A 19,587-nucleotide genomic window follows, 5' to 3' on the forward strand; every position below is an offset into this window, starting at 1 on the left:
ACGCCGGCTCCGAAAATCAGTACCGTTCTCCGCCTCACGCCTCGGTCTCCCTACGCACCGTGTCAGCTCCCCGCGCGCCGCCTCCCCGCCTCCGCGGAGCGCATCGGCTCGACCTCGTCGAGCCGGTCCTCAACGCGCTGCGGCGCGGTTTGGTCTCCGGAGCGTTGCGGTTGAGAGAACGCGCTGGCGATCTGCCCTACGGCGCTCTGGAAAGAATCCAGGCCTTGCACCGTGACCACGCTGGACCCCGGCCCGAGGGCGGGGATCATTCCAGCCTGCGACAAAGTCTGAAAGACCGTAAGGTTCAAATCGTTCTGCACTTTCAGGCCAAGACTGACGTCGACGATCATGACGATCAGCTCGAATTCCAGGAAGGGATCGCCGATCTTGCGGAAGACGACGCGAGGCGGCGGTTCCTTGAGCACGTCCGGTTGGGCTTGAGCGCAGCCCATCAGGAGTTCGGCCGCGTGAACGGGGTCCTGGTTGCGCAGAACGCTGACCGTGATGCTGACGCGGCCGGTCCGATCGCCACGGACCCGGTTCTTCACAATACCGGAGATCAGGTTCGAGTTCGGCACGATCACAGCCGAGCGGTCGAAGGTCTGAATCTCGGTGGAACGCACCGAGATGCGTTTCACGATGCCTTCGCTGTCTCCGATCAGGACCTGATCGCCGACGCGGATCGGGCGCTCCCAGAGAAGAAGCAGGCCTGAGACGAAATTGTTGACGATGGATTGGAGACCGAAGCCGATACCGACCGAGAGGGCACCGGCCACGATGGTGAGTTTCTCCAGGCTCAGGCCCAGGTAGGAGAAGGCCAGCGCCAGGGTTAGTAGGAAGCCGATATAGCCCGCGATCGTCGAGATCGAATTGCGCAGGCCTGCGTCGAGGTCGGTGGCCGGCAGGTAGGTCTGTTCGAGCCAGCGCTGGATCGACCGCGTCACCGCCATGCCGAGGAGCAGGAGACCGATGGCGAGCGCGATCGTGGAGAGCGAGATCGTGACGTCGCCGACCTTGAAGCCGAAGAAAGCGCTGCGAACCGAGCTGAACACGTCGGTCGAGTCGAGGCCCCAGGGCGCCAGGGCAAGCAGCGCGGCCACGAGGACCAGTACCACTCGCGCGAGGCCGGTCGCCAGCACGGCGATCTGATTGATCGAGCGCTTGCGCAAGCCGGTATTGGCCTGGAGCGCGGTGGCGATCTTGGTGTCATCGCAGAGCGTCCCCCCGATGAAGGTGTCGGCGCTGGAGATCAGCAGGAATAGCAGGACGAAGAGCCCCGCCGTCCAGACGAGCTGGTCGATGACGAAGGCCGCGAAGGCCACGTAGCCGACGAGGGGGGCGATGGCGATGACCACCACCGCCGCCCAGCCGAGAAGCCGCGCCGGGCCGCCGATCCCGGTGGTCGCCTCCGGCGCCACGTAGGGGCCGAAACACGCCTCTTCCTGCTCGGCCGAATCGGCGAAGCGATGCAGTCCGATGGCGAGGATCAGCGCTGTGGCGAGCGCGCCGATGCCGCGCGTGGCGATGGAGATGGGCAGCGCCGCCGAGATCCCCGAGTTCAGGGCCTCGATCGACTTGACCACTGTGATGACGATGGCGATGCCGACGGCCAGACGGGTTACCCGCGCAGCGGCGGCGTCGCTCATGGTCGCGACGCGCCAGGACGGCTTGTCGGGTGAGAGCAGCGCGTCGGCCAGGGCCTCCACGAAGGCGATGAAGGCGAGGCCACCGAGGATGGCGCCCGCCACCGGCAACAGGCGCAGGGGTAGGAGATCGGTGGCATCGAGGGCGTAATAGACCGCGTAGCTGCCGATGAACGCCGGGATGGTGCCGAGGAGGAACACGCGCCAGGCCGCGAGGAGCTTCCGGCGCTGCGAGGGGTCGACGGCCTTGGCATCGCGCCGGCCGAGGCGTGGGGCGATGTTGCGACGCCCGAAATACAGGGCGATCGAGATACCGAAGGCGATCCCGAGGAGCAGCAGGTTTCCGATGGTGCCGTTGCGGGCGAACAGGGCCGCCGTATCCTCCACAGCGCCTTGCAAGGCGCGTCCGTCGCGTGGGATGTCGGCCGCGATCCTCATCCACAGGTCGGGATTCACGAGGGCGGTCGATCGCTCGAACAGGCCGCGAGTGAAGGCCGCGCGACGGCGGTTCGAGACCTGATCGACGATCTGGTCACTCTGGACCAGGAGGGAGCGGGCAAGTCGCTGGGTCTCGTCGATCTCTGCGACGGCGTGCTCGCGCTCCGTCCGCTCGCGCGCCACGTCCTCGCCCTCCTCACCGTCCTTCGGCTTCGGACCGAGCTGAGTCAGCCGCTCGCGGGCCGCATCGAGGCGCGGGGTGGTGATGTCGATGACGTGACGGATCTTGTCCGCGATCACCTCGATGCCTTCGCGGGCGCGTGTCAGGTCGCCGCTCCCGATATTCGGTCCGGTGAGAATTTTTTCGCGCTGCTCCAGATCCGCCTTGGCGCTGTCGAGCTGGTCGCGGACGTTTTGGATCTGCTCCGAAACGGCCGGCTTCGGGGCCGCCGCTTTGGGGGCCGGCTTGCCATCTGCGGGGGCTGCTGGCGCAGGGGCCGGGGCAGCCTTCGTCGGGGCCGCGGCGGGCGCCGCCGTGGGCGTGCCCTGCCCGACTGCGCCCGCAGGAGCCAGGACAAGGACACCCAGCCAAGCGGCGATCAGTGCCGCACCTCGGGTGCCTCGGGTCGTCTGGCCTCTCGGGATACCGCCCATGATGATCCTTTCGCGCTGCGCCGTCGCGCGGTTCTGGCGCGCTGTCGCGCCTCGCCTCGTCGGGCCACTGGCAACCCGCATGCCCGAACCGGACGGGTAGAACCTGCACGACTCGGAAGCACGGGGAGCGACCGGAAACCGCCCCATCGCCGAGCAATGGGGCGAAAGGCTGACGGTGCGGCAGATACAGGCAACCGGTCGGTACGGGTCGCCGATCCGTGGGCGCGACCTCGTGGAGAGCGGGGGTGACCTTCACAAGCGTGTCACGCTGATATTAGACTAAATCCCGATGGACTTGGCCTTTTCGTTCCCGTGCGAGGAGGTGGCGACGACCATCCGCGCCGATGTGCGTCGCCACGAACCGGGCGTTCTCGCCCGATGCGACGGCCTTTGGCCAATGCCTGGCTATCCCGCCCCTCCTCGGCGCTTGTCGAGCGGCTGGGCCCTACCCCCATTTCCGCCTACGCCACGACGCTCCGGGACGCGGAGATGTTTGATCTTTCACCAACCTGGGACGATGCGCCCACCGACCTCCGCGCGTTATCCCACTGTTGACCCGTCGAGAGGGTAGCGCCGATGCTGGATCTTCAAACGCTTGTACTGAATGCGGATTATCGGCCGCTCTCTTATAATCCGCTCTCCTTGTGGTGTTGGAAGGATGCCTTCACAGCATTGTTCCTCGATCGAGTCACGCTGGTGGCCAGCTACGACGTCGAGGCTCGGTCCCCGTCTCGCTCGCTGCGCGTGCCCAGCGTCGTTGCCCTGAAGAGCTATGTGACGCTGGCACGTAGCCCGGCCTTCACCCGCTACAACATCTACCTGCGAGACACTTTTTCCTGTCAGTATTGCGGCCTGCGCCTTCCGGCGGGTGGCCTAACCTTCGACCATGTCGTGCCCCGGTCCCGCGGCGGCCTGTCGAGCTGGGAGAACGTCGTCGCGGCCTGTTCCCCCTGCAACCTGCGCAAGGCCAATCGCACCCCGGCAGAGGCGGACATGCCGCTGCTCCACGAGCCGCACCGGCCGACACGGCACGAGCTGCACCGTCGCCAGCCGGAGTTCGATCACCGGGAGTATCACCACACTTGGCTCGATTATCTCTACTGGGACACCGAGTTAGAGACCTGAGCGCGGTCAGAGCGCCTGGAAGCGCGGCGGAGGCTCATTGTAGAGCGGTAGTGCGAGAGAGCGCGGCACGCGACGGACGGGAATCAGGACGACCGGGCGTCGCGGGGCAACGTAGACCGGATCCCGGTAGGCGATGTGCGGCGGGAGGAGCGGACGCCGGTCGCCCCGGCCGGGTTCACCGCCTGCGTGAGCGGGCGCTGCTCCCACGAACGAGGCCGCAGCGCTCGCGAACAAGGCCGCGGCGCTGCCGAGTAAAATGTGGCGACGCATGAACGAACTCCCGGCGGCGGCGTGGTCGCCGCGCGGACGACCGTAAAAGAAAAGAGCGAGCGATCGCTTAAGGGCCTTCAGAATTTCACGGCGGCGCCGGCCCGCACGGTGCTGATGGCGATCCGGTTCGCGGCACTCTGCTGGAAGTCGTTGAGCATGACGTACTGATATTCGCCACGCAGGAGGATGTTGCTCGTCAGGGCGAACTCCAGGCCGCCACCAAGAACGAAGCCGCCCATGGTCTTGGTCTTGGCAGTGCGGACCACCTGGGTGGCCGGAGTTCCGGATTCCGGGTTGTTCGGGTCGAAGCCGTTCGCAGTGTAGCCGAAGTTCTTGACCGCCACGGGATTGCCCGTCGTCAGAGCTTGATTGGCCTTGTAGGCGATCGTGTCGTAGCCGTAATCCTGAATCGCGACGGATTGCTCGGTATGGACCCGGCCGATGGCGAGGCCGCCCGTAACGTATGGCAGGAAGTTTCCGATCGCGTAGCCGCCGCGGGCGCGAATCGTGCCGTAATCCTCGATCCGCGCGGTCGCGGCACCGGTCAGCGAGACCGTCTCCAGGTAACCGTCGGATCCGACCTTGAACCGGCTGAGGCTGTCCCGCGTCGAGGCTGTCCGGTCGAACCGCGTATAGTCGGCCTCAATGCCGATCACGGTCTCGTCGAACTGGTAGTTGAAGCCCGCGAAGGCGCCGTAGCTGGCCCCTTCCATATTGCCACCCCGGGACGCAAGCAGGCTGGAGGCGTTAAAGGTCGTTTCTGCGGTGGAGTAGCGCAAGGCGTTCGACACCAGCGGCGTGTAGGCGTTCTTGAAGCCGGCGGTCGCCGACGAGTACCCGCCGTGTCCACCGAAATAGACGCCGTTCCAGTCGATGATCTGGACTTCGGGTTCGTAGTCGGAGCCGCGCAGGATGCCGTAATCAAGGTCCGCGCCCCACGCCGGCACGACGATTCCGACAGTGAAACCGGTCAGGAGCGCGAGGGAAACGGTACGCATCGATGTCGTCCTCAGGGCGTAAGCCCGATGGGTCAGATGGCTGAGCCTATGGTTCGGTTTTACTTGAGTAACCTTAACGTTCCGTTGCCCTGTCCTTCGCAGGAACGGTAAGGAGCCCGGCGGCGAGGCGCTCGCCGGGCCGCGTCCCTTATTCGTAGGGATTTCGGTTCCAGCTCGCACCGGGGAGGCCGGGGAGGCTCGCCGGACCGCCGGCGAAGCGGTAGCGCAGGCCGACGCGAACCTCATGCGAGGCGAGGTCCTTCAGGCGCGAATCGAAGCCGTAGGTGTCGAGCCCTGTCTTGGCGCGGCCGAGATCGACGTAGCGATAGCTGGTGTCGAGGCTCAGGCCGGCGCCGATCTCGTAGGACACGCCGCCTGTGAGGGCCCAGGCCAAGGAAGCGACCGAGCGGCTCGGGCGCCGCACAACGTCGCGCAAGCCGGTGCCTGCATTGCCGTCGCAGGCTTCCAGGATGCAGGTCGTCTGGGTGTACGCCTTGCCAAGATGCTTGTCGGCGAAGCCGATGCCCCCGCCAATATAGGGCGTCAGGCCCCACCAGGTCCCGAGGTCGGCATAGATGTTCACCAATCCGGTGAGGACGTCGAGCTGAGCGGATTCGATGTTGTAGCCCGTCACGAAGCCCGAGCCCGACGAATAGGCGCTATAGCGGGCGGGCATCCGCTGATCGATCGTGGCGTCCACGCGCAGCCAGTTGTTGATGCGGTAGCCGACGCCACCGCCATAGCCGGGAACCGTCTCGAGATTCAGGCGCGTGAGGGGATTGAGGGGGCTTCCGTCAGCCGGCGCTGGGGTCGCATCATTGGGACGGGCATAATCGCTGACCGTCGCGTCGACCCGGAGGTACCACCCCTCCCCGATGGCGACCGGGGCGGGTGGCGGTGGTGGCAGGGGGCGAAGATCCGCCGCCGAGGCAGTCGGCGCCAGCCCTAGAGGAGCGAGCATCAGCCCGAAGGCCGTGACGAACCGGAACGTGGATGCGGCCATGACACTCTCGAACGCTGAACGATTTGAAGCGATCGAAGGGGCGCGCGGCACGCCTCGGATCACGCAACGCCGCACTTTAGAGCGGAACCGTTAGAGAGGACTTAACCCTAACGCTTTGTCGCAACGGGGTTTTTGATGATCGCCGACGCCCGGAAACGGACGAAGGCCGAGGACGCGGCACCCCGCGTCTTCGGCCTTCGGATCCATCCGGTCTCTGTCCCTGCTGGGGGGAGCCACCCGGCAGGGCACGCCTCCGTCAGTATTTGCGAACCAACGGGGCCGGCTCGGGCTGATACTCGGCGACTGCAGGGGCGACGATGCCACCGAGCAGCCAGCGCATGCCGATCCGGACGTCGTGGGAGGTGACCTCCTTCACCTTGTAGACCGCGCCACCGCAATCCTGGTTGATGCAGTTCACGACACCCGAGCGCACGTCACCCAGATTGAGGTAGCGATAGCCGAGTTCCAGCTTCAAATTGGGCGTCACGCTGTAGGCGAGACCGGCCATAGCCGCCCAGGCCAGCGTGTTCGAATGTTTGTCCTTCGCGAATCCATACCCGCCGGTCGCGTTGCCGAAGCCGCGATCGTTGAATCCGGAAAAGTCGTGGAACGCAGTGCCGACGCCGCCGCCGACGAAGGGCGTCACGCCATACCAGGTGCCGAGATCAATGTAGCCGTTCGCCATTACGACGACGGACGCCAAGTTGGCCTGATACGCGTTGACCCCGCGGCACCCATCCGAGCGGCAATCCGCTCCATAGCTGTCCTGGAAGGTCAGCTTGCCGCCGCCGCGGTACTCGGCCGTGATATCGCCGTGGAAGTAAGCGCCGAACTGATAGCCGACACCGCCGCCGGCGAAGAATTGGCTTTCGATGGCCTTCTGGTCGTATCGGTACCCGTCCGGAAGCGATCCCTTCAGGACCGTGGTCGAGATGGCGCCCACGCTGGCTGCGCCAACGCCGACGTCGCCGCGCAGGTACCAGCCGCCGCCGATCTCAACGGGCGGGGGCAGCGGCTCGGGCGGCAGGGGCGGAAGCAGATCCGCCGCTTGGGCGAGGCAGGGCGCTGCCACGCTCGCAAAGAGCGTGATCGAGCGCGCCAAGGCAGACAGCTTGGTGCGGCGCATCGGATGTCCTTCAATCGACCGTGTGCCGGAAGCCTGAAATGCCGGCGGGATGACGGGGACATCATGGGATCCAAGAGTTAAATCGGATTTAACGTTAAATCTTATCCTTGCGGATGCGTTGACGGCTGTCACACAACGCTTGGTCCGTGATTACGGCGGAATGCACGCTCGTTTTGAGTAGAAATTTAAGCGACAGGGAAACACTGCCCGTGCCCAGCAGACCAGAGGATGTCCGCCGCTTGGCCGGGGCACTTCCTGAAGTAACCGAGGGGGCGCACAACGGACACCCGGACTTTCGGGTTCTTGGGCGGATCTTCGCGACGCTATGGGTGGAAGAGGAACGGTTGGTTCTGCGCCTCTCGCGAACGCTGCAGGCCGAGTGGATCGAGGCCGAGCCCGATCTCTTCGAAGCGGTGGACGGCGCTTGGGGTCGGCGCGGCTGGACTTGTCTCACCCTTTGGGAGGCGGATGAGGACATGCTGGCCGCAGCTCTCCTGGCCGCCTGGCGAGAGGTCGCACCTGCGGCTTACGATCAGATCTAAGGTCTCGCATCTCGAACGGGCCAAAGCATCTGTGCCGAGCCGTTTTAGTCAAACCCGAGCGAATTCACGCCGCAGCTCTGGCAACAGCCTCGACTACATCATCCACCACCTCCGTGACGAGACCCCGGTCGTCCCCTTCGGCCATCACACGGATCACCGTCTCGGTGCCCGACGGGCGGATCACCAGGCGGCCGGAATTGCCGAGGCGCTCACGCGCCTGAGCAATTGCCGTGACGACCGAATCCGCACTCAGCGGCTGGCCGGACCGGTAGCGTACGTTCTTGAGGATTTGGGGCAGCGGCTCGAAGCAGTGGCAGACTTCGCTGACCGGACGCTCCTGACGCTTCACGACGCTGAGCAACTGCAAAGCCGCCACGAGGCCATCGCCGGTGGTGGCGTAATCCGACATGATGATGTGTCCGGACTGCTCGCCGCCGAGATTGTAGCCGTGCTCCCGCATGTGTTCGAGCACGTAGCGGTCCCCCACTGCGGTGCGCGCCAGATTCAGACCGATACCACCCAGGAAGCGCTCCAGGCCCAGGTTCGACATGATCGTGGCGACCAGCCCCGGCTGCGTTAGGCGGTCATCCTCCTTCCATGACCGGGCGACCACGGCCATCAGCTGATCGCCGTCGACGGACTGGCCCTTCTCATCGATGATAAGGACCCGGTCTGCGTCGCCATCCAAGGCGATGCCGATATCAGCGCGCAGCTCCCGAACCTTGGCCGCAAGCGCAGCCGGCGCGGTTGAACCGACGTCACGGTTGATATTGAAGCCATCTGGCTCCACACCGATGGCGATCACTTCGGCACCCAACTCCCAGAGGGTTTCGGGTGCCACTCGGTAGGCGGCGCCGTTCGCGCAATCCACGACGATGCGCAAGCCGTCAAGGGTGACGTTGCGCGGCAGGGAGCGCTTGGCGAATTCGATGTAGCGGGCGTGCACGCTCTCGATGCGCTTGGCACGTCCAAGGTCCCGCGAACCAGCCAGACGCTTATGCAGTTCGCCGTCGATCAGTGCCTCGATCTCCCGCTCGACATCGTCACTGAGCTTGAAGCCGTCGGGCCCGAACAGCTTGATGCCGTTGTCCTCGAAAGGATTGTGCGAGGCTGAGATCATCACGCCGATATCGGCGCGCATGGATCGGGTGAGCATCGCCACGGCCGGGGTTGGCATCGGCCCGAGTTGGAGTACGTCCATGCCCATCGATGTGAAGCCGGCAATCAGGGCGGTTTCAATCATGTAGCCCGAGAGACGCGTATCCTTGCCGATCACGACTCGATGGCGGTAATCGCCGCGCTGGAAGATTAAGCCTGCCGCCTGACCGACCTTCAGGGCAAGTTCCGGCGTGATGACGCCGTTGGCCCGTCCCCGGATACCATCCGTGCCGAAATACTTGCGCGACATGCTTTTCGCGTCCCGTCTGCTGTTCTCGTGTGTAGGGGAACTGAGTCCGCCTTAAGACGCAATCCTCCGACTGACCGCCGGTGATGATGCTTCGGCATTAGGTTCACCCATGGGATGAAAATCCGGTTGCCGGATCCCGCCCTTGAAGACCAAATCCATCGTATCGTTAGGACGGCCTTGATACGAACGAGCCCGCCGGTGGCGGGCTCATGATGTCAAATGTGGCTTATCTCAGGTCTCAAGCCTGTGGCTGAGGCTCTAGTCCATCACTGCCGCGTGGACGACCACGGCCGGCAGAGGGAACGGATGAGCCGCGCAGCGTGGTCGGTCCATCGCCCGCGTCCCGTATCGGAGGTTTGCCCGCGATGAGGTTCTTGATCTCGTCACCGGACAGGGTTTCGTATTCGAGGAGTCCCTGAGCCAATGCCTCCAGATCGTCCTTGTGCTCACCGAGGATGCGGCGCGCCTCTTCGAGGCCGGTTTCCACGAGGCGGCGAACTTCTGCGTCGATCTTCTGAGCGGTCGCCTCCGAGACCGTCTGCTGACGACCCATCGACATGCCCAGGAAGACCTCGTCGTTGTTCTCTCCGTAGGCCACGGTACCAAGCTCGGGCGAGAAGCCCCAGCGGGTCACCATCATGCGGGCAAGACGGGTTGCTTGCTCGATGTCGGACTGTGCACCCGAGGTCACCTTGTCGGCGCCGAAGGTCATCTCTTCGGCGATGCGTCCGCCCATCATGATGGCGAGGCGCGAGGTCATCTGTTCGAAGGACATCGAGAGCTTGTCGCGCTCGGGCAACTGCATGACCATGCCCAGTGCCCGGCCGCGCGGGATGATCGTAGCCTTGTGGACAGGGTCCGTCGCCGGGACGTTGAAGGCCACGATGGCGTGGCCGCCCTCGTGATAGGCGGTCAGCCGCTTCTCGTCCTCGGTCATGACCAGGGTGCGCCTCTCGGCACCCATCATCACCTTGTCCTTGGCATCCTCGAACTCGTGCATCGTGACGATGCGCTTGCCGCGCCGCGCGGCGAGCAGGGCCGACTCGTTGACGAGGTTCATCAGGTCGGCGCCCGAGAAGCCGGGGGTGCCGCGCGCGATGACCTTCAGGTCGACGTCCGGCGCCAGGGGCACCTTGCGGACGTGGACGCGCAGGATGCGCTCACGGCCGACGACATCGGGATTCGGCACCATGATCTGGCGGTCGAAGCGGCCCGGACGCAGCAGGGCGGGGTCGAGCACGTCGGGACGGTTGGTCGCCGCGATGATAATCACGCCCTCGTTGGCCTCGAAGCCGTCCATCTCCACGAGGAGCTGGTTCAGGGTCTGCTCGCGCTCGTCGTTGCCGCCGCCGAGGCCGGCGCCACGATGGCGGCCGACCGCGTCGATCTCGTCGATGAAGATGATGCAGGGGGCGTTCTTCTTGGCCTGCTCGAACATGTCGCGCACGCGCGAGGCACCGACACCGACGAACATCTCGACGAAGTCGGAGCCGGAGATCGTGAAGAATGGCACGTTGGCCTCGCCCGCGACCGCCCGGGCGATCAGGGTCTTACCCGTGCCGGGGGGGCCGACGAGAAGCACGCCACGCGGAATACGGCCGCCCAGGCGCTGGAACTTCTGCGGGTCACGCAGGAACTCGACGATCTCCTGCAGGTCCTCCTTGGCTTCCTCGACGCCGGCGACGTCGTCGAAGCTCACACGGCCGGAGGCCTCGGTGAGAAGCTTGGCCTTCGACTTGCCGAAGCCCATTGCGCGCCCTGCCCCGGACTGCATCTGCCGGGAGAGAAAGATCCAGGCGCCGATGAACACGAGGATCGGCAGCCAGCTCACGAGCAGCTGAATGAACCATGGCGTGTTGTCGGATGGGGGACGAGCGGTGATCTGCACGCCCTTGCTTTGCAGCTTGGACACGAGGCTCGGGTCGTTGGGGGCATAGGACGTAAAGTTGCCGCCGCCGACATAGGTGCCGCTGACATCCTGCCCGGAGATCACAACCGTCTGAATCTTACCGGAATCGGCATCATTCAGGAGCTGGCTGTAGGCGATCTCGGAACCGCCACCACGATGACCCGGGTTCTGAAACAGGGTCACAAGGGCGAGCACGAGCAGGAAGATGACGACCCACAAGGCGAAGTTGCGGAAATTCGGGTTCATCGATCAATCCCTGGAGGCATCGGGGCCCGCCGCGCGAATTGGGGCGGGTCGCTCCTGACGCTCCCAGCCAATGTAGGCAGCGAGTCCCCCCTTGCCAAGTCGAAGGGGAGGCCGTGCCATGGCCATGCCGCCGCGGCAAGGCCGCATCGGATGGGAGGGTTACGAAGATTTCCTTCCTCGGCGCAGTGGCGCCGAGGTCAGCACCAGATCCCCTGCCCGCGTCACTTCGAACAATATCCCACGCAGAGTCCGGCGTACCGGAATCCCCTCATGCAGGGCGGGTCGAAGGTCATCCAGAACGAGGGCTTCGAGCCGTTCCAGCCGCTCCGGGCTATCGGGCTTCATCTGCTCCGCCGCGAGGCTCGCAACACGAATAAGTACGGCGTCCGGCAGGAAGCGAAGATGGGGACCGTCCAGGTGGATGCCGGGGCGGCACTCCGGCCGGAGTGCCGTCGCGAAAGCGATCCGCGCCGCTTCCGTCAAGGCCGCGTCGTCACGAGCGCAGCGCGCCGCGAGACGGCAGAGCCGATCCGGACTCAGACCTTCGCGAGTGAGGTCCGGTATGAGCCGGCGCAGGCGTGCTCGGGCGAAGCGTTCGTCGTCGTTGGATGGGTCGCGCACGAAGGCGAATTGCCGGCGCTCGCAATAGTCCACGAGTTGAGCCTTCGCGATTTTCAGGAAGGGCCGTGCCAGTCTGATGGAAGGTGTCAGGGATCGCTCGGTGCGCATACCCGCGAGGCCTGCCGGCCCGCTCCCCGCCAGGAGACGCATCAGAACGGTCTCGGCCTGATCGTCCCGAGTGTGCCCGGTGAGCACGAGGCCGGCACCGATGGTTTCGGCATGGGTGGCAAGGAGAGCGTAACGCGCGATGCGGGCGGCCTCCTGAAGCCCCCGCGATGGCTTTGGTCCGGTCCAGGCCAAGGTTCGGTGGGGGAGACCGACAGCTTCGGCGAGGCTGGCGACCGCCGCGGCTTCCACGCCCGCTTCAGGCCGAAGGTTGTGATCGACCGTGGCGACGTGGACGGTCGCCGCAGGATCGACGGCCGCCGCTGCAGCCATCAACGCGGTCGAGTCGGGTCCGCCGGAGACCGCGAGGAGGACCGTTCCGCCAGTCAGATAGGGGCGGAGCGCGTCCTCGACCGCGTCGACCGGTTTGCTTAGGCGGCGCAGCGCGCGCGCTTCTGTTCGCGGGTCACGCCCTGGCGGACGCTGGCGCTGGCAGAAGGAAATTTACGCTCCAATTCCGCGAGGGTCGCACAGGCCTGCTCGCGGGCTCCGAGCGCATTGAGCGAGGCTCCGAGCTTCAGCATGGCATCCGGCGCCTGCGCCGAGCGTGCATAGTCCGTGGAGACTTTCAGGAATTGCTCGGCCGCCTCGCGGTTGCGATTGCGCTGTAGGTAGCTCTCGCCGAGCCAGTAGGTTGCTGATGGCACCAGTGCATCGCGCGGGTGGGATTGGATGAATTGGCGCAGGCCCATCTCGGCCTGCTCGTACTGGCGCTGAAGGATGTAGGCGTAGGCCATCTCGTAATCGGCGCGCGCATCCCCCGTCCCCGTAGCAGCGACGCTGCCGGCCCGGGGCGGATTCGGAAGTGCACCGGTGGTCGGAACGCGGGCGGGCGGTGACAGGTCGACTGGGCCGCCGAGACCAGGCGGCGTCAGGCCGGGCTCCTCGTCATCCGCCTCGACGACCGCCGGAGGCACGTTGCGAGCCCGGGGCGCTTCGGCCCCCGCCCCGCTCGGCGTGGTGGTACCCAGCTGCATCGGCGCGCCCGGTTTGCCAAGATTGTGCTCGGGATCGAAGGCGTCGCTGCGCTTCTGGGGCTTGGCCGGAGCCGGATTGGTCCCCGATGGAGCGCCGCTGCGGCCCCCCTTCGCCTCCTGCAGGCGGAACTCCACGTCCTCCTGAAACTTGCGGAGCTGCTCCTTCAACTGGCGATTTTCATACTGCAGCGTTTCGATCTGCCCCGCGGTCTGACGCGACTGGTTCTCCAGCCGATTGAGCCGGACGACGAAGTCGGACGCGTCCTGCGCCATCGCGGGAGCCGACATCCCCCAGAGGATCGATCCCGTGACGGATCCGGCTGCGGTGGCGAGGCGGGTCGCGAGGAGGAGGCGGGCAAGCATGACGGGCGTTACCGGTGGTCGAGGAGCGGAGGTGCGTTCGCGAAGATCGCAGCCTGCCGATAGCAAATGCTGTCCCACGCGGCAAAAATGCGGCCATGCCGCGGCACATCGTTTCGGGCGCGGGATCCTGAAGAGGGTTCGGCTCCGAGATCCCGCGGCATCCTTGCGTCAGGAACCAGCGCCGCGATCGAGCACGGTGACGGCGCGGCGATTCTGGGACCAGCACGAGATGTCGTTGCACACGGCCACCGGACGCTCCTTGCCATAGGAGACGGTACGGATCCGCCCATTCGCGATGCCGCGCGAGGCCAGGTAGTCCTTCACAGACTGGGCGCGGCGCTCGCCGAGGGAGAAGTTGTACTCTCGGGTGCCGCGCTCGTCGGCGTGCCCCTCGATCAGGAAGGTGTAGCGCGGATAGCGCTGCAGCCAGTTGGCCTGCTTATCCAGGGTGGCGGTGGCGGTCGAGGTCAGATCGGTGGAGTCCGATTCGAAGAACACCCGGTCGCCGATATTCACCACGAAGTCCTGGGCACTGCCAGGGGTGTTGGCGCCGCCGTTCATGCCACCGCCGGCGCCGAACCCGGAGGCGTCGGCCAGATCCTTGTCGTTGGTGCAGGCTGCGACGCTGAGGGCGGCGCAGAGGGCGGCCGCCAGCGGAAACACGCGGAAGCGCGCAATCATGGACATGATCCTGTTCTCCTCGGGCACAGCCGCCGGATCCCTGATGATCAGGCCGACGACGTCGCCTCATGTGACCCCCTCGGGGACACAGCGGCGGTTCTTATGCGGTCTCGGTTAAGCGAAGGTTCCGTCAACCTTGAACGGATCTTTCCGAAATCGGCCAAAGTCTCGTGAAACCCAGTCTCCATGCACGCCCGCTCCGGATCGCTCCATCGACGGCGAGGTGAGACGAACCCCGGAGATCGGCCCCGATTGCGGCATCGGCGCGACGCTGAAGTCGATGTTTGTACGCGCGTCCAATCCGTGGCGGCATGGCAACATACGAAGCCCCGCGGGCCTTAGGATTGGTTTCGGATCGCACGGATCGCCGTCACCGCGGCTTCGGCGGATCGCCGGACGGCTGCCAAGGGCGCCGCAAGATCGGTTCCATCCAGGCAAGCCCGCTCCATCTCCGAACAGCGCTGGGAGAGATCGAAGAAGCCCAGGGACCCACTCGCGGAAAGCAGGATGTGGGCATCCTGCCCGAGGACGATGCGTTCCGAGGCCGGTGCCTGAAGCCGTCGGCCGATCTCGGTCCTCAAGCGGTCGAGAAGATCCATTAGGCGGGCCCGGCCGAAGATGTCTTCCAACTCCTTGAGTGTGCGGGGCTCGTAGATCGGCCCTACCCGCGGGGCGGGCGCATCAGGGGCTGCGGACGTCTCGGCCTCGCGGGTCGAATGGTCCGGCATGAGGTCGTCCAGACTAGGTCGAGGGCGGGACTTGGCCCAACCACCGCCTCTGTTGATCGGTGATTGACCTCTACCGGACAAAGCCCACTGTGCAAAGAGTTGGTGCGATCCATGCACCGGCGACAGGTCCTCGTCGTCGGGGACAATCACCGGCTTCCTGAAATGCCGACCGCCCTGTGCCAGCGGAACGGCATTGCCGTGGTCTCGGTTTCCGGCGGCGAGGCGGCTGTGGCCGTCCTCCAGCAGGCCAGCGCGACAGAGAACGAAGTGGGCAATACTTCGTACCCCTGTTCACCGACATCAACCTTCCAGGCCTCATCGAGGGCTGGTCCGTTGTGCAGGCTTTTCGCGCGCTCGATCCCGAGGGACTGGTCGTCTGTTCGTCGACCCGCGTCTGCAAAGATCGCCATGCCGTACCAGACAGCGTCTTCCTGGCAAGCCCTTCCGGACCTGGGATGTGCTTGATTTCGCCGGCTCGCTAAAGCGTGAACCCGCCGCCGGATGGGAGCCGCTGAGTCTGCCGGCGACAGGCTGATGTCGGGGCGCAGTCAGGCCCTGAACAATGCCCGCACGGCGGGGTTCGCCCGCCAGCCCGCGACCCGGATGCATCCGAGAGCCTCCGGCGCATGGCGCCGATAGATCGCGAAGCTCGCCGCAATGAAGGCCCGTAAGTCGTAGAGCTTCGGGTCGCCCCGGCGGGCCCGGTCCTTGAACAGCATCGTGCCGGTTAGGCCATAGTGCACGGCGAGGTCAGGGTAGAGGGGCCAGACCACGTCGGCGGCCAGATCATCCGGGAGATAGTCCTCGACCTGGGCCGGAAGCGGTTCAAGGCCCGCTTCGGTGGCGAGCCGCCGGGCAATATCAGCCAGCACGAACAATTTGGGATGGTTCAGGACGTGCATGAAGCAGCCGCGTCGGGACCATCGGGCGAGCTCCGCCTCCAGCGGAAACATGATGTCGCGTGCGCTGCCGAGAAGCTCCGCTGCGGCGACGTTCCAAGCTTCGTAGAAGCCGAGTCGTGTATAGACCGACTCGCGGAACAGCTTGACGGTCTCCTCCAATCCCAGCCCTTCCAGATAGGCGCACAGGACGATAGCGGAGTGATAAGGACCTGTCGGCGAGGCGATGAGGCGCGAGGCGGAGAGCGCACCGACATCACCCACGAGGACCATGTCGGGCTGATAGCCCGGGAACAGGATGGTCGGGTACAGGCGGAGGCGCGGATCGTTGTCGCCGAGGGCATGGACGTTGCCGCCCTCGACGAAACCTTCGGGGAAGAACTGCGTGAAGACGTGGTCGAAGGGGGCGAGATCGGCCTTCAGGCGCTCGAGGCTGCCATACCGTCGTCCGAGGCCGTCGAAGGGTACGAGGTGGACCTGCGCGCTCGGAAGCAGCAGTCTCAGAGATTGGGCGACGCCGTCGGCCTGGCAGTTGCCTAAGACCGCGATCCGCGATCCGTCCCGAACCGGGTCAAGCGAGTCGATGCGGGGCCTGCGCCATGCTCCCGCCCAGGATCGCCACGATGAACCCGGGCATGCGAGGGAGGCAGCCAAGGCCGCGACAGAGTCCGGGACCAGTGTCTTGGTGGACGTGCGCGGCAATGGCCTGAGCGATCGGATGGAGATGCCGCCGTGGTGATGAACCCTTACGCCGATCTACCGGCCGAGCGATTCTGGCGCAAGGCCGTCGCAGGCGTGGCGCCCTTCGCCCTGGCACCCGCCCCGAGCGGCCGCTTTACCATCGCCCCCGAGTCCCGGGTGGCGACCGCTGGTTCGTGTTTCGCCCAGCATGTCGCCCGCGCCCTGACCCGGGCAGGGTTCGGGCATTATCTCGCCGAGGCCGCGCCCGACGACATGGCGCCCGAAACCGCCGCCGACCGCCAATACGGGATCTACTCGGCCCGCTACGGCAACCTCTACACCGCCCGCCAGCTTCTGCAGCTCTTCGACCGGGCTTACGGCACCTACGCCCCTGCCCTCTCGATCTGGACGCGTCCGGACGGTCGCCTGGTCGATCCGTTCCGCCCCGGGATCGAGCCGGCGGGCTTCGCTGACGCGGCCGAGGTAGATGCCGATCGCCGGCGGCATCTCGCGGCGGTCCGGGCGATGTTCGAAAGCCTCGACGTCTTCGTCTTCACCTTGGGTCTGACGGAGGGCTGGATGCATCGCGCGGATGGCGCGATGCTCCCGGTGGCCCCCGGGGTCATCGGCGGCAGCTTCGACCCGGATGCCTACGCCTTCGTGAATGCGCGGGTGGGTGACGTCCGCGACGACATGCTGACCTTCCTCGAGCGGCTGTTCGCGGTCAATCCAGCCGCCCGGGTCATCCTAACAATCTCGCCGGTGCCCCTGATCGCGACCTACGCGGACCGGCACGTTCTAGTCTCCAACACCTACAGCAAAGCCGCCCTGCGAGCCGCGGCCGAGGAGATCGTCGCGGCCGAGCCGCGCGCCGTCTACTTTCCCGCCTACGAGATCGTCACGAGTACCGCCAATGCCGCGCGCTACTACGAGGACGACCTGCGCTCGGTCACGCCCATGGCGGTCGCCCACGTGATGCGGGTGTTCCTCGACGCCTTCACCACCCAGGCGAAGGCGCCGATCCTGACCCAGCCCCTCGGAATCGAGTATCGCCGCGCGGCCAGCGTGATCTGCGACGAGGAGGCTATCGAGCGAAGCCTGACGTGAGCGCCTACTGGAGGTGCCGTGTGTAGGTGTCGCCCGCCGCGCGCTTCAACGCCGCGCCGGCCTCGCGCCCGATGCGGGCGGCGTCCGACACGGCGCCGGAGCGCTGGACGGCCCAGTGGGCGCTGCCGTCGGGCAGGAACAGCAGGCCGTCGAGGTTGAGCGTGTCGCCGCTGATCCGTGCCAGGGCGGCGATCGGCGTCCGGCAGGAGCCATCGAGCTCGGCCAGCAGTCCGCGTTCGGCCTCGAGCTCGGCGGTGGCGGTGGCCGAGACCAGGGGGGCCAGGAGGGCGCGCACGGCGGCGTCCGCCGCGCGGCACTCGATGCCGAGGGCGCCCTGCGCAACGGCCGGGAGCATCTCGCCGACATCGAGCACGCTCCGGGCCATGTCGGCCATGCCGAGTCGCTCCAGGCCGCAGAGCGCCAGGAGCGTGGCTTCGCAGGTCCCCTCCTCCAGCTTGCGCATGCGCGTGTTGGCGTTCCCGCGCAGGGGTACGATCCGCAGGTCCGGACGGCGCATCAACACCTGCGCCGCGCGGCGCAGAGACGAGGTGCCGACCCGGGCCCCCGACGGAAGCTCGGCGAAGCCGGACGCGCGCGGCGACAGGAAGGCGTCGCGGGGGTCATCCCGCTCCAGGATGCAGGCGATGACGAGCCCGTCGGGCAGCCATGTCTCCACGTCCTTCATCGAGTGGACGGCAACGTCGACCACGTCAGCATAAAGCGCCTGCTCGAGTTCCTTGGTGAACAACCCCTTGCCGCCGATCTCGGAGAGCGGGCGGTCGAGGATGCGATCCGCGACGGTGTTGACCACCACGATCTCGGTCTCGAGGCCCGGATTGGCCGCGACGATCTTGTCCCGGACCATTCCGGTCTGGGCCAGGGCCATCGGACTTCCGCGCGTTCCGATGCGGAGGGGACGTTGGATCATGGGCGAGGATCGCTCGGTAGTGGGGGCGGCCGGAACCCGGGGGGCCGGGCCGGTCCGGTCTGCCGATCCTAGGTACGCAGTCCGCGCGCGGATGTCACCGGGACCGCGTTCGATCCGCCGCCGGCCGCTAAGTATTCCGAAACCACGCGTACAGGTCGCGCCTCCCGCGCCCCGCGATCTTAGGCCAAGCTTATCGCTCTCGGCGTGTATCTGGTGCGACGAGGATGTCACGAGCCAGGTCGGCGGACGCTCACCGATGAAGCGCAGCAAGCTTGAAGCCTATTACGAGCAGGAGTTCGGTCCGCGCGACGACGAGCCGGACGACCGCCCGCTTCGGCGTTCGTCCGGTCGGGATCGGGCGCCGGCCAGGCCCCGGGGGCGGCGCGGCGGGTTCGGCATCGTCCGTCTGCTCAAGGTCACGCTGATGCTCGGACCCATGACGATCCTGCTGGCCGCGAGCCTGCTGATGGATTGCCAGGGGGGCGTCCGGGGATCCTGGGTCCCCGACATCCTGCGCAGCACTGCCTGCGCCCGCCGCGACCTGGCCGGCCGGGTTCTCCATCTCGACAGCGACCTTCGAACGGTCACGAACGGCCTGCGGTAGCGCGGCGTGATCGGGACGGACCATCGCGATCGTGGCGGGAGGCCGCGGTGAAGCTCGGAGCTCGGACCATGCCCCTGGAGACGCTCGCCGCGCCGGTGCGGGACGACCCTGCGGCCGACGCGGCCACGCCCGCGCACGCCCGGATCCGTGAGGCGATCATCCGCGACGGCCTGCGCACGCCCCGGACGGTGCGCCGGTTCGGGGAGTTCGAAGGCGAAGCGGACGCGGAGGTCCGGTCCTTCACCCTGGGCTGGGCGCCGTCCCTCCTCCTCAACCTCCTCCTGCTCACCGCGCCCTTCGCTCTGGTGATCGGGCTGCCGCCGGTCCTGGTCTGTCGCGAGCGCGCCGAGCAGTTTGGCTTCTTCGCCGGCGAGACCCTGTCGGGTTGTGCCGCGCGCGGCGTCCGCGCGCGGATCGGCCGGCTCGACGACCGCATCAAGATGCTGGTGCGTGGCTCCGGCTCGTGACGCG

General features: G+C 66.4%; 18 protein-coding genes. 5 read left to right on the forward strand and 13 right to left on the reverse strand.

The features are described from left to right. Positions 1–62: 62 nt before the first annotated feature. Positions 63–2,735, reverse strand: coding sequence for a DUF3772 domain-containing protein (locus ASF41_RS04670; RefSeq protein ID WP_082504034.1), 2,673 nt, complete (start codon positions 2,733–2,735; stop codon positions 63–65). Between the two features lie 576 nt (positions 2,736–3,311). On the opposite strand from ASF41_RS04670, the gene ASF41_RS04675 reads away from it, so the two are divergent. Next, positions 3,312–3,860, forward strand: a complete 549-nt coding sequence (locus tag ASF41_RS04675; RefSeq protein ID WP_055950293.1) for an HNH endonuclease — start codon at positions 3,312–3,314, stop codon at positions 3,858–3,860. Positions 3,861–4,207: 347 nt separating this feature from the next. Here the strand turns inward: ASF41_RS04675 and ASF41_RS04680 are convergent, their stop codons facing one another. The 3 genes from ASF41_RS04680 to ASF41_RS04690 form a co-directional block, all read right to left on the reverse strand. Further along, positions 4,208–5,128 carry an outer membrane protein gene (locus tag ASF41_RS04680; RefSeq protein WP_056491309.1) on the reverse strand — a complete coding sequence of 307 codons (921 nt, stop codon included), beginning with the start codon at positions 5,126–5,128 and terminating at the stop codon, positions 4,208–4,210. 148 nt (positions 5,129–5,276) lie between these two features. Next, a complete protein-coding gene (locus ASF41_RS04685) occupies positions 5,277–6,131 on the reverse strand; it encodes an outer membrane protein (RefSeq protein WP_056491311.1) in 855 nt (284 codons plus the stop codon). 256 nt (positions 6,132–6,387) lie between these two features. Next, positions 6,388–7,257 (reverse strand): outer membrane protein, encoded by an 870-nt coding sequence (locus ASF41_RS04690; RefSeq protein WP_056350035.1) that lies wholly within the window; start codon positions 7,255–7,257, stop codon positions 6,388–6,390. A 239-nt stretch (positions 7,258–7,496) separates the two neighbouring features. On the opposite strand from ASF41_RS04690, the gene ASF41_RS04695 reads away from it, so the two are divergent. Further along, positions 7,497–7,799 carry an MmcQ/YjbR family DNA-binding protein gene (locus tag ASF41_RS04695; RefSeq protein WP_244472588.1) on the forward strand — a complete coding sequence of 101 codons (303 nt, stop codon included), beginning with the start codon at positions 7,497–7,499 and terminating at the stop codon, positions 7,797–7,799. A gap of 64 nt (positions 7,800–7,863) precedes the next feature. Here the strand turns inward: ASF41_RS04695 and glmM are convergent, their stop codons facing one another. The 8 genes from glmM to ASF41_RS04730 all read right to left on the reverse strand — a co-directional run bounded on the left by glmM (position 7,864) and on the right by ASF41_RS04730 (position 16,450). Then, the gene (gene glmM, locus ASF41_RS04700) at positions 7,864–9,207 is read right to left on the reverse strand and encodes a phosphoglucosamine mutase (RefSeq protein WP_056350031.1); all 1,344 of its coding nucleotides are present in this window, start codon (positions 9,205–9,207) and stop codon (positions 7,864–7,866) included. A 238-nt stretch (positions 9,208–9,445) separates the two neighbouring features. Continuing rightward, positions 9,446–11,362 carry an ATP-dependent zinc metalloprotease FtsH gene (gene ftsH, locus ASF41_RS04705; protein ID WP_056221088.1) on the reverse strand — a complete coding sequence of 639 codons (1,917 nt, stop codon included), beginning with the start codon at positions 11,360–11,362 and terminating at the stop codon, positions 9,446–9,448. 159 nt (positions 11,363–11,521) lie between these two features. Further along, positions 11,522–12,421 carry a tRNA lysidine(34) synthetase TilS gene (gene tilS, locus ASF41_RS23505; protein ID WP_244479558.1) on the reverse strand — a complete coding sequence of 300 codons (900 nt, stop codon included), beginning with the start codon at positions 12,419–12,421 and terminating at the stop codon, positions 11,522–11,524. A gap of 98 nt (positions 12,422–12,519) precedes the next feature. Continuing rightward, the gene (ybgF, locus tag ASF41_RS04715) at positions 12,520–13,488 is read right to left on the reverse strand and encodes a tol-pal system protein YbgF (RefSeq protein WP_056271680.1); all 969 of its coding nucleotides are present in this window, start codon (positions 13,486–13,488) and stop codon (positions 12,520–12,522) included. A 168-nt stretch (positions 13,489–13,656) separates the two neighbouring features. Beyond that, on the reverse strand, positions 13,657–14,175 hold the full coding sequence (gene pal / locus ASF41_RS04720; protein WP_056221079.1) for a peptidoglycan-associated lipoprotein Pal: 519 nt from the start codon (positions 14,173–14,175) through the stop codon (positions 13,657–13,659). A gap of 332 nt (positions 14,176–14,507) precedes the next feature. Continuing rightward, on the reverse strand, positions 14,508–15,047 hold the full coding sequence (locus ASF41_RS04725) for an Hpt domain-containing protein (protein WP_244479559.1): 540 nt from the start codon (positions 15,045–15,047) through the stop codon (positions 14,508–14,510). After that, positions 15,044–15,307 carry a hypothetical protein gene (locus ASF41_RS24610; protein WP_156653201.1) on the reverse strand — a complete coding sequence of 88 codons (264 nt, stop codon included), beginning with the start codon at positions 15,305–15,307 and terminating at the stop codon, positions 15,044–15,046. Before ASF41_RS24610 ends, ASF41_RS04725 begins: the two co-directional genes overlap by 4 nt. Before the next feature lie 138 nt (positions 15,308–15,445). Next, the gene (locus tag ASF41_RS04730) at positions 15,446–16,450 is read right to left on the reverse strand and encodes a WcbI family polysaccharide biosynthesis putative acetyltransferase (RefSeq protein WP_244479560.1); all 1,005 of its coding nucleotides are present in this window, start codon (positions 16,448–16,450) and stop codon (positions 15,446–15,448) included. 84 nt (positions 16,451–16,534) lie between these two features. On the opposite strand from ASF41_RS04730, the gene ASF41_RS04735 reads away from it, so the two are divergent. Beyond that, entirely contained in the window at positions 16,535–17,584 is a 1,050-nt protein-coding gene (locus tag ASF41_RS04735) for a GSCFA domain-containing protein (RefSeq protein ID WP_056491399.1), read from the forward strand. Between the two features lie 4 nt (positions 17,585–17,588). Here the strand turns inward: ASF41_RS04735 and hemC are convergent, their stop codons facing one another. Continuing rightward, complete coding sequence (gene hemC, locus ASF41_RS04740) at positions 17,589–18,512, reverse strand: hydroxymethylbilane synthase (RefSeq protein ID WP_056491316.1); 924 nt, start codon at positions 18,510–18,512, stop codon at positions 17,589–17,591. Positions 18,513–18,768: 256 nt separating this feature from the next. Here hemC and ASF41_RS04745 point away from each other — a divergent pair, with 256 nt between their 5' ends. Both ASF41_RS04745 and ASF41_RS04750 read left to right on the forward strand, forming a co-directional pair. Continuing rightward, entirely contained in the window at positions 18,769–19,116 is a 348-nt protein-coding gene (locus ASF41_RS04745) for a hypothetical protein (RefSeq protein WP_056491318.1), read from the forward strand. Positions 19,117–19,184: 68 nt separating this feature from the next. Beyond that, on the forward strand, positions 19,185–19,583 hold the full coding sequence (locus ASF41_RS04750; RefSeq protein WP_056491320.1) for a hypothetical protein: 399 nt from the start codon (positions 19,185–19,187) through the stop codon (positions 19,581–19,583). The last annotated feature ends 4 nt before the right edge of the window (positions 19,584–19,587 follow it).

Source organism: Methylobacterium sp. Leaf111 (genome assembly GCF_001423285.1).
Lineage (GTDB): Bacteria > Pseudomonadota > Alphaproteobacteria > Rhizobiales > Beijerinckiaceae > Methylobacterium.

Bases quoted from the DNA above. Each gene is read 5' to 3' on its own strand.
- ASF41_RS04690 (WP_056350035.1), bottom strand. From the start codon at position 7,257: ATGCGCCGCACCAAGCTGTCTGCCTTGGCGCGCTCGATCACGCTCTTT.
- tilS (WP_244479558.1), bottom strand. From the start codon at position 12,421: ATGGCTGCAGCGGCGGCCGTCGATCCTGCGGCGACCGTCCACGTCGCC.
- ASF41_RS04685 (WP_056491311.1), bottom strand. From the start codon at position 6,131: ATGGCCGCATCCACGTTCCGGTTCGTCACGGCCTTCGGGCTGATGCTC.
- pal (WP_056221079.1), bottom strand. From the start codon at position 14,175: ATGTCCATGATTGCGCGCTTCCGCGTGTTTCCGCTGGCGGCCGCCCTC.
- ASF41_RS04745 (WP_056491318.1), top strand. From the start codon at position 18,769: ATGAAGCGCAGCAAGCTTGAAGCCTATTACGAGCAGGAGTTCGGTCCG.
- ASF41_RS04680 (WP_056491309.1), bottom strand. From the start codon at position 5,128: ATGCGTACCGTTTCCCTCGCGCTCCTGACCGGTTTCACTGTCGGAATC.
- ASF41_RS04675 (WP_055950293.1), top strand. From the start codon at position 3,312: ATGCTGGATCTTCAAACGCTTGTACTGAATGCGGATTATCGGCCGCTC.
- ftsH (WP_056221088.1), bottom strand. From the start codon at position 11,362: ATGAACCCGAATTTCCGCAACTTCGCCTTGTGGGTCGTCATCTTCCTG.
- ASF41_RS24610 (WP_156653201.1), bottom strand. From the start codon at position 15,307: ATGGCGATCTTTGCAGACGCGGGTCGACGAACAGACGACCAGTCCCTC.
- glmM (WP_056350031.1), bottom strand. From the start codon at position 9,207: ATGTCGCGCAAGTATTTCGGCACGGATGGTATCCGGGGACGGGCCAAC.
- hemC (WP_056491316.1), bottom strand. From the start codon at position 18,512: ATGATCCAACGTCCCCTCCGCATCGGAACGCGCGGAAGTCCGATGGCC.
- ASF41_RS04750 (WP_056491320.1), top strand. From the start codon at position 19,185: ATGCCCCTGGAGACGCTCGCCGCGCCGGTGCGGGACGACCCTGCGGCC.
- ybgF (WP_056271680.1), bottom strand. From the start codon at position 13,488: ATGCTTGCCCGCCTCCTCCTCGCGACCCGCCTCGCCACCGCAGCCGGA.
- ASF41_RS04735 (WP_056491399.1), top strand. From the start codon at position 16,535: ATGAACCCTTACGCCGATCTACCGGCCGAGCGATTCTGGCGCAAGGCC.
- ASF41_RS04670 (WP_082504034.1), bottom strand. From the start codon at position 2,735: ATGGGCGGTATCCCGAGAGGCCAGACGACCCGAGGCACCCGAGGTGCG.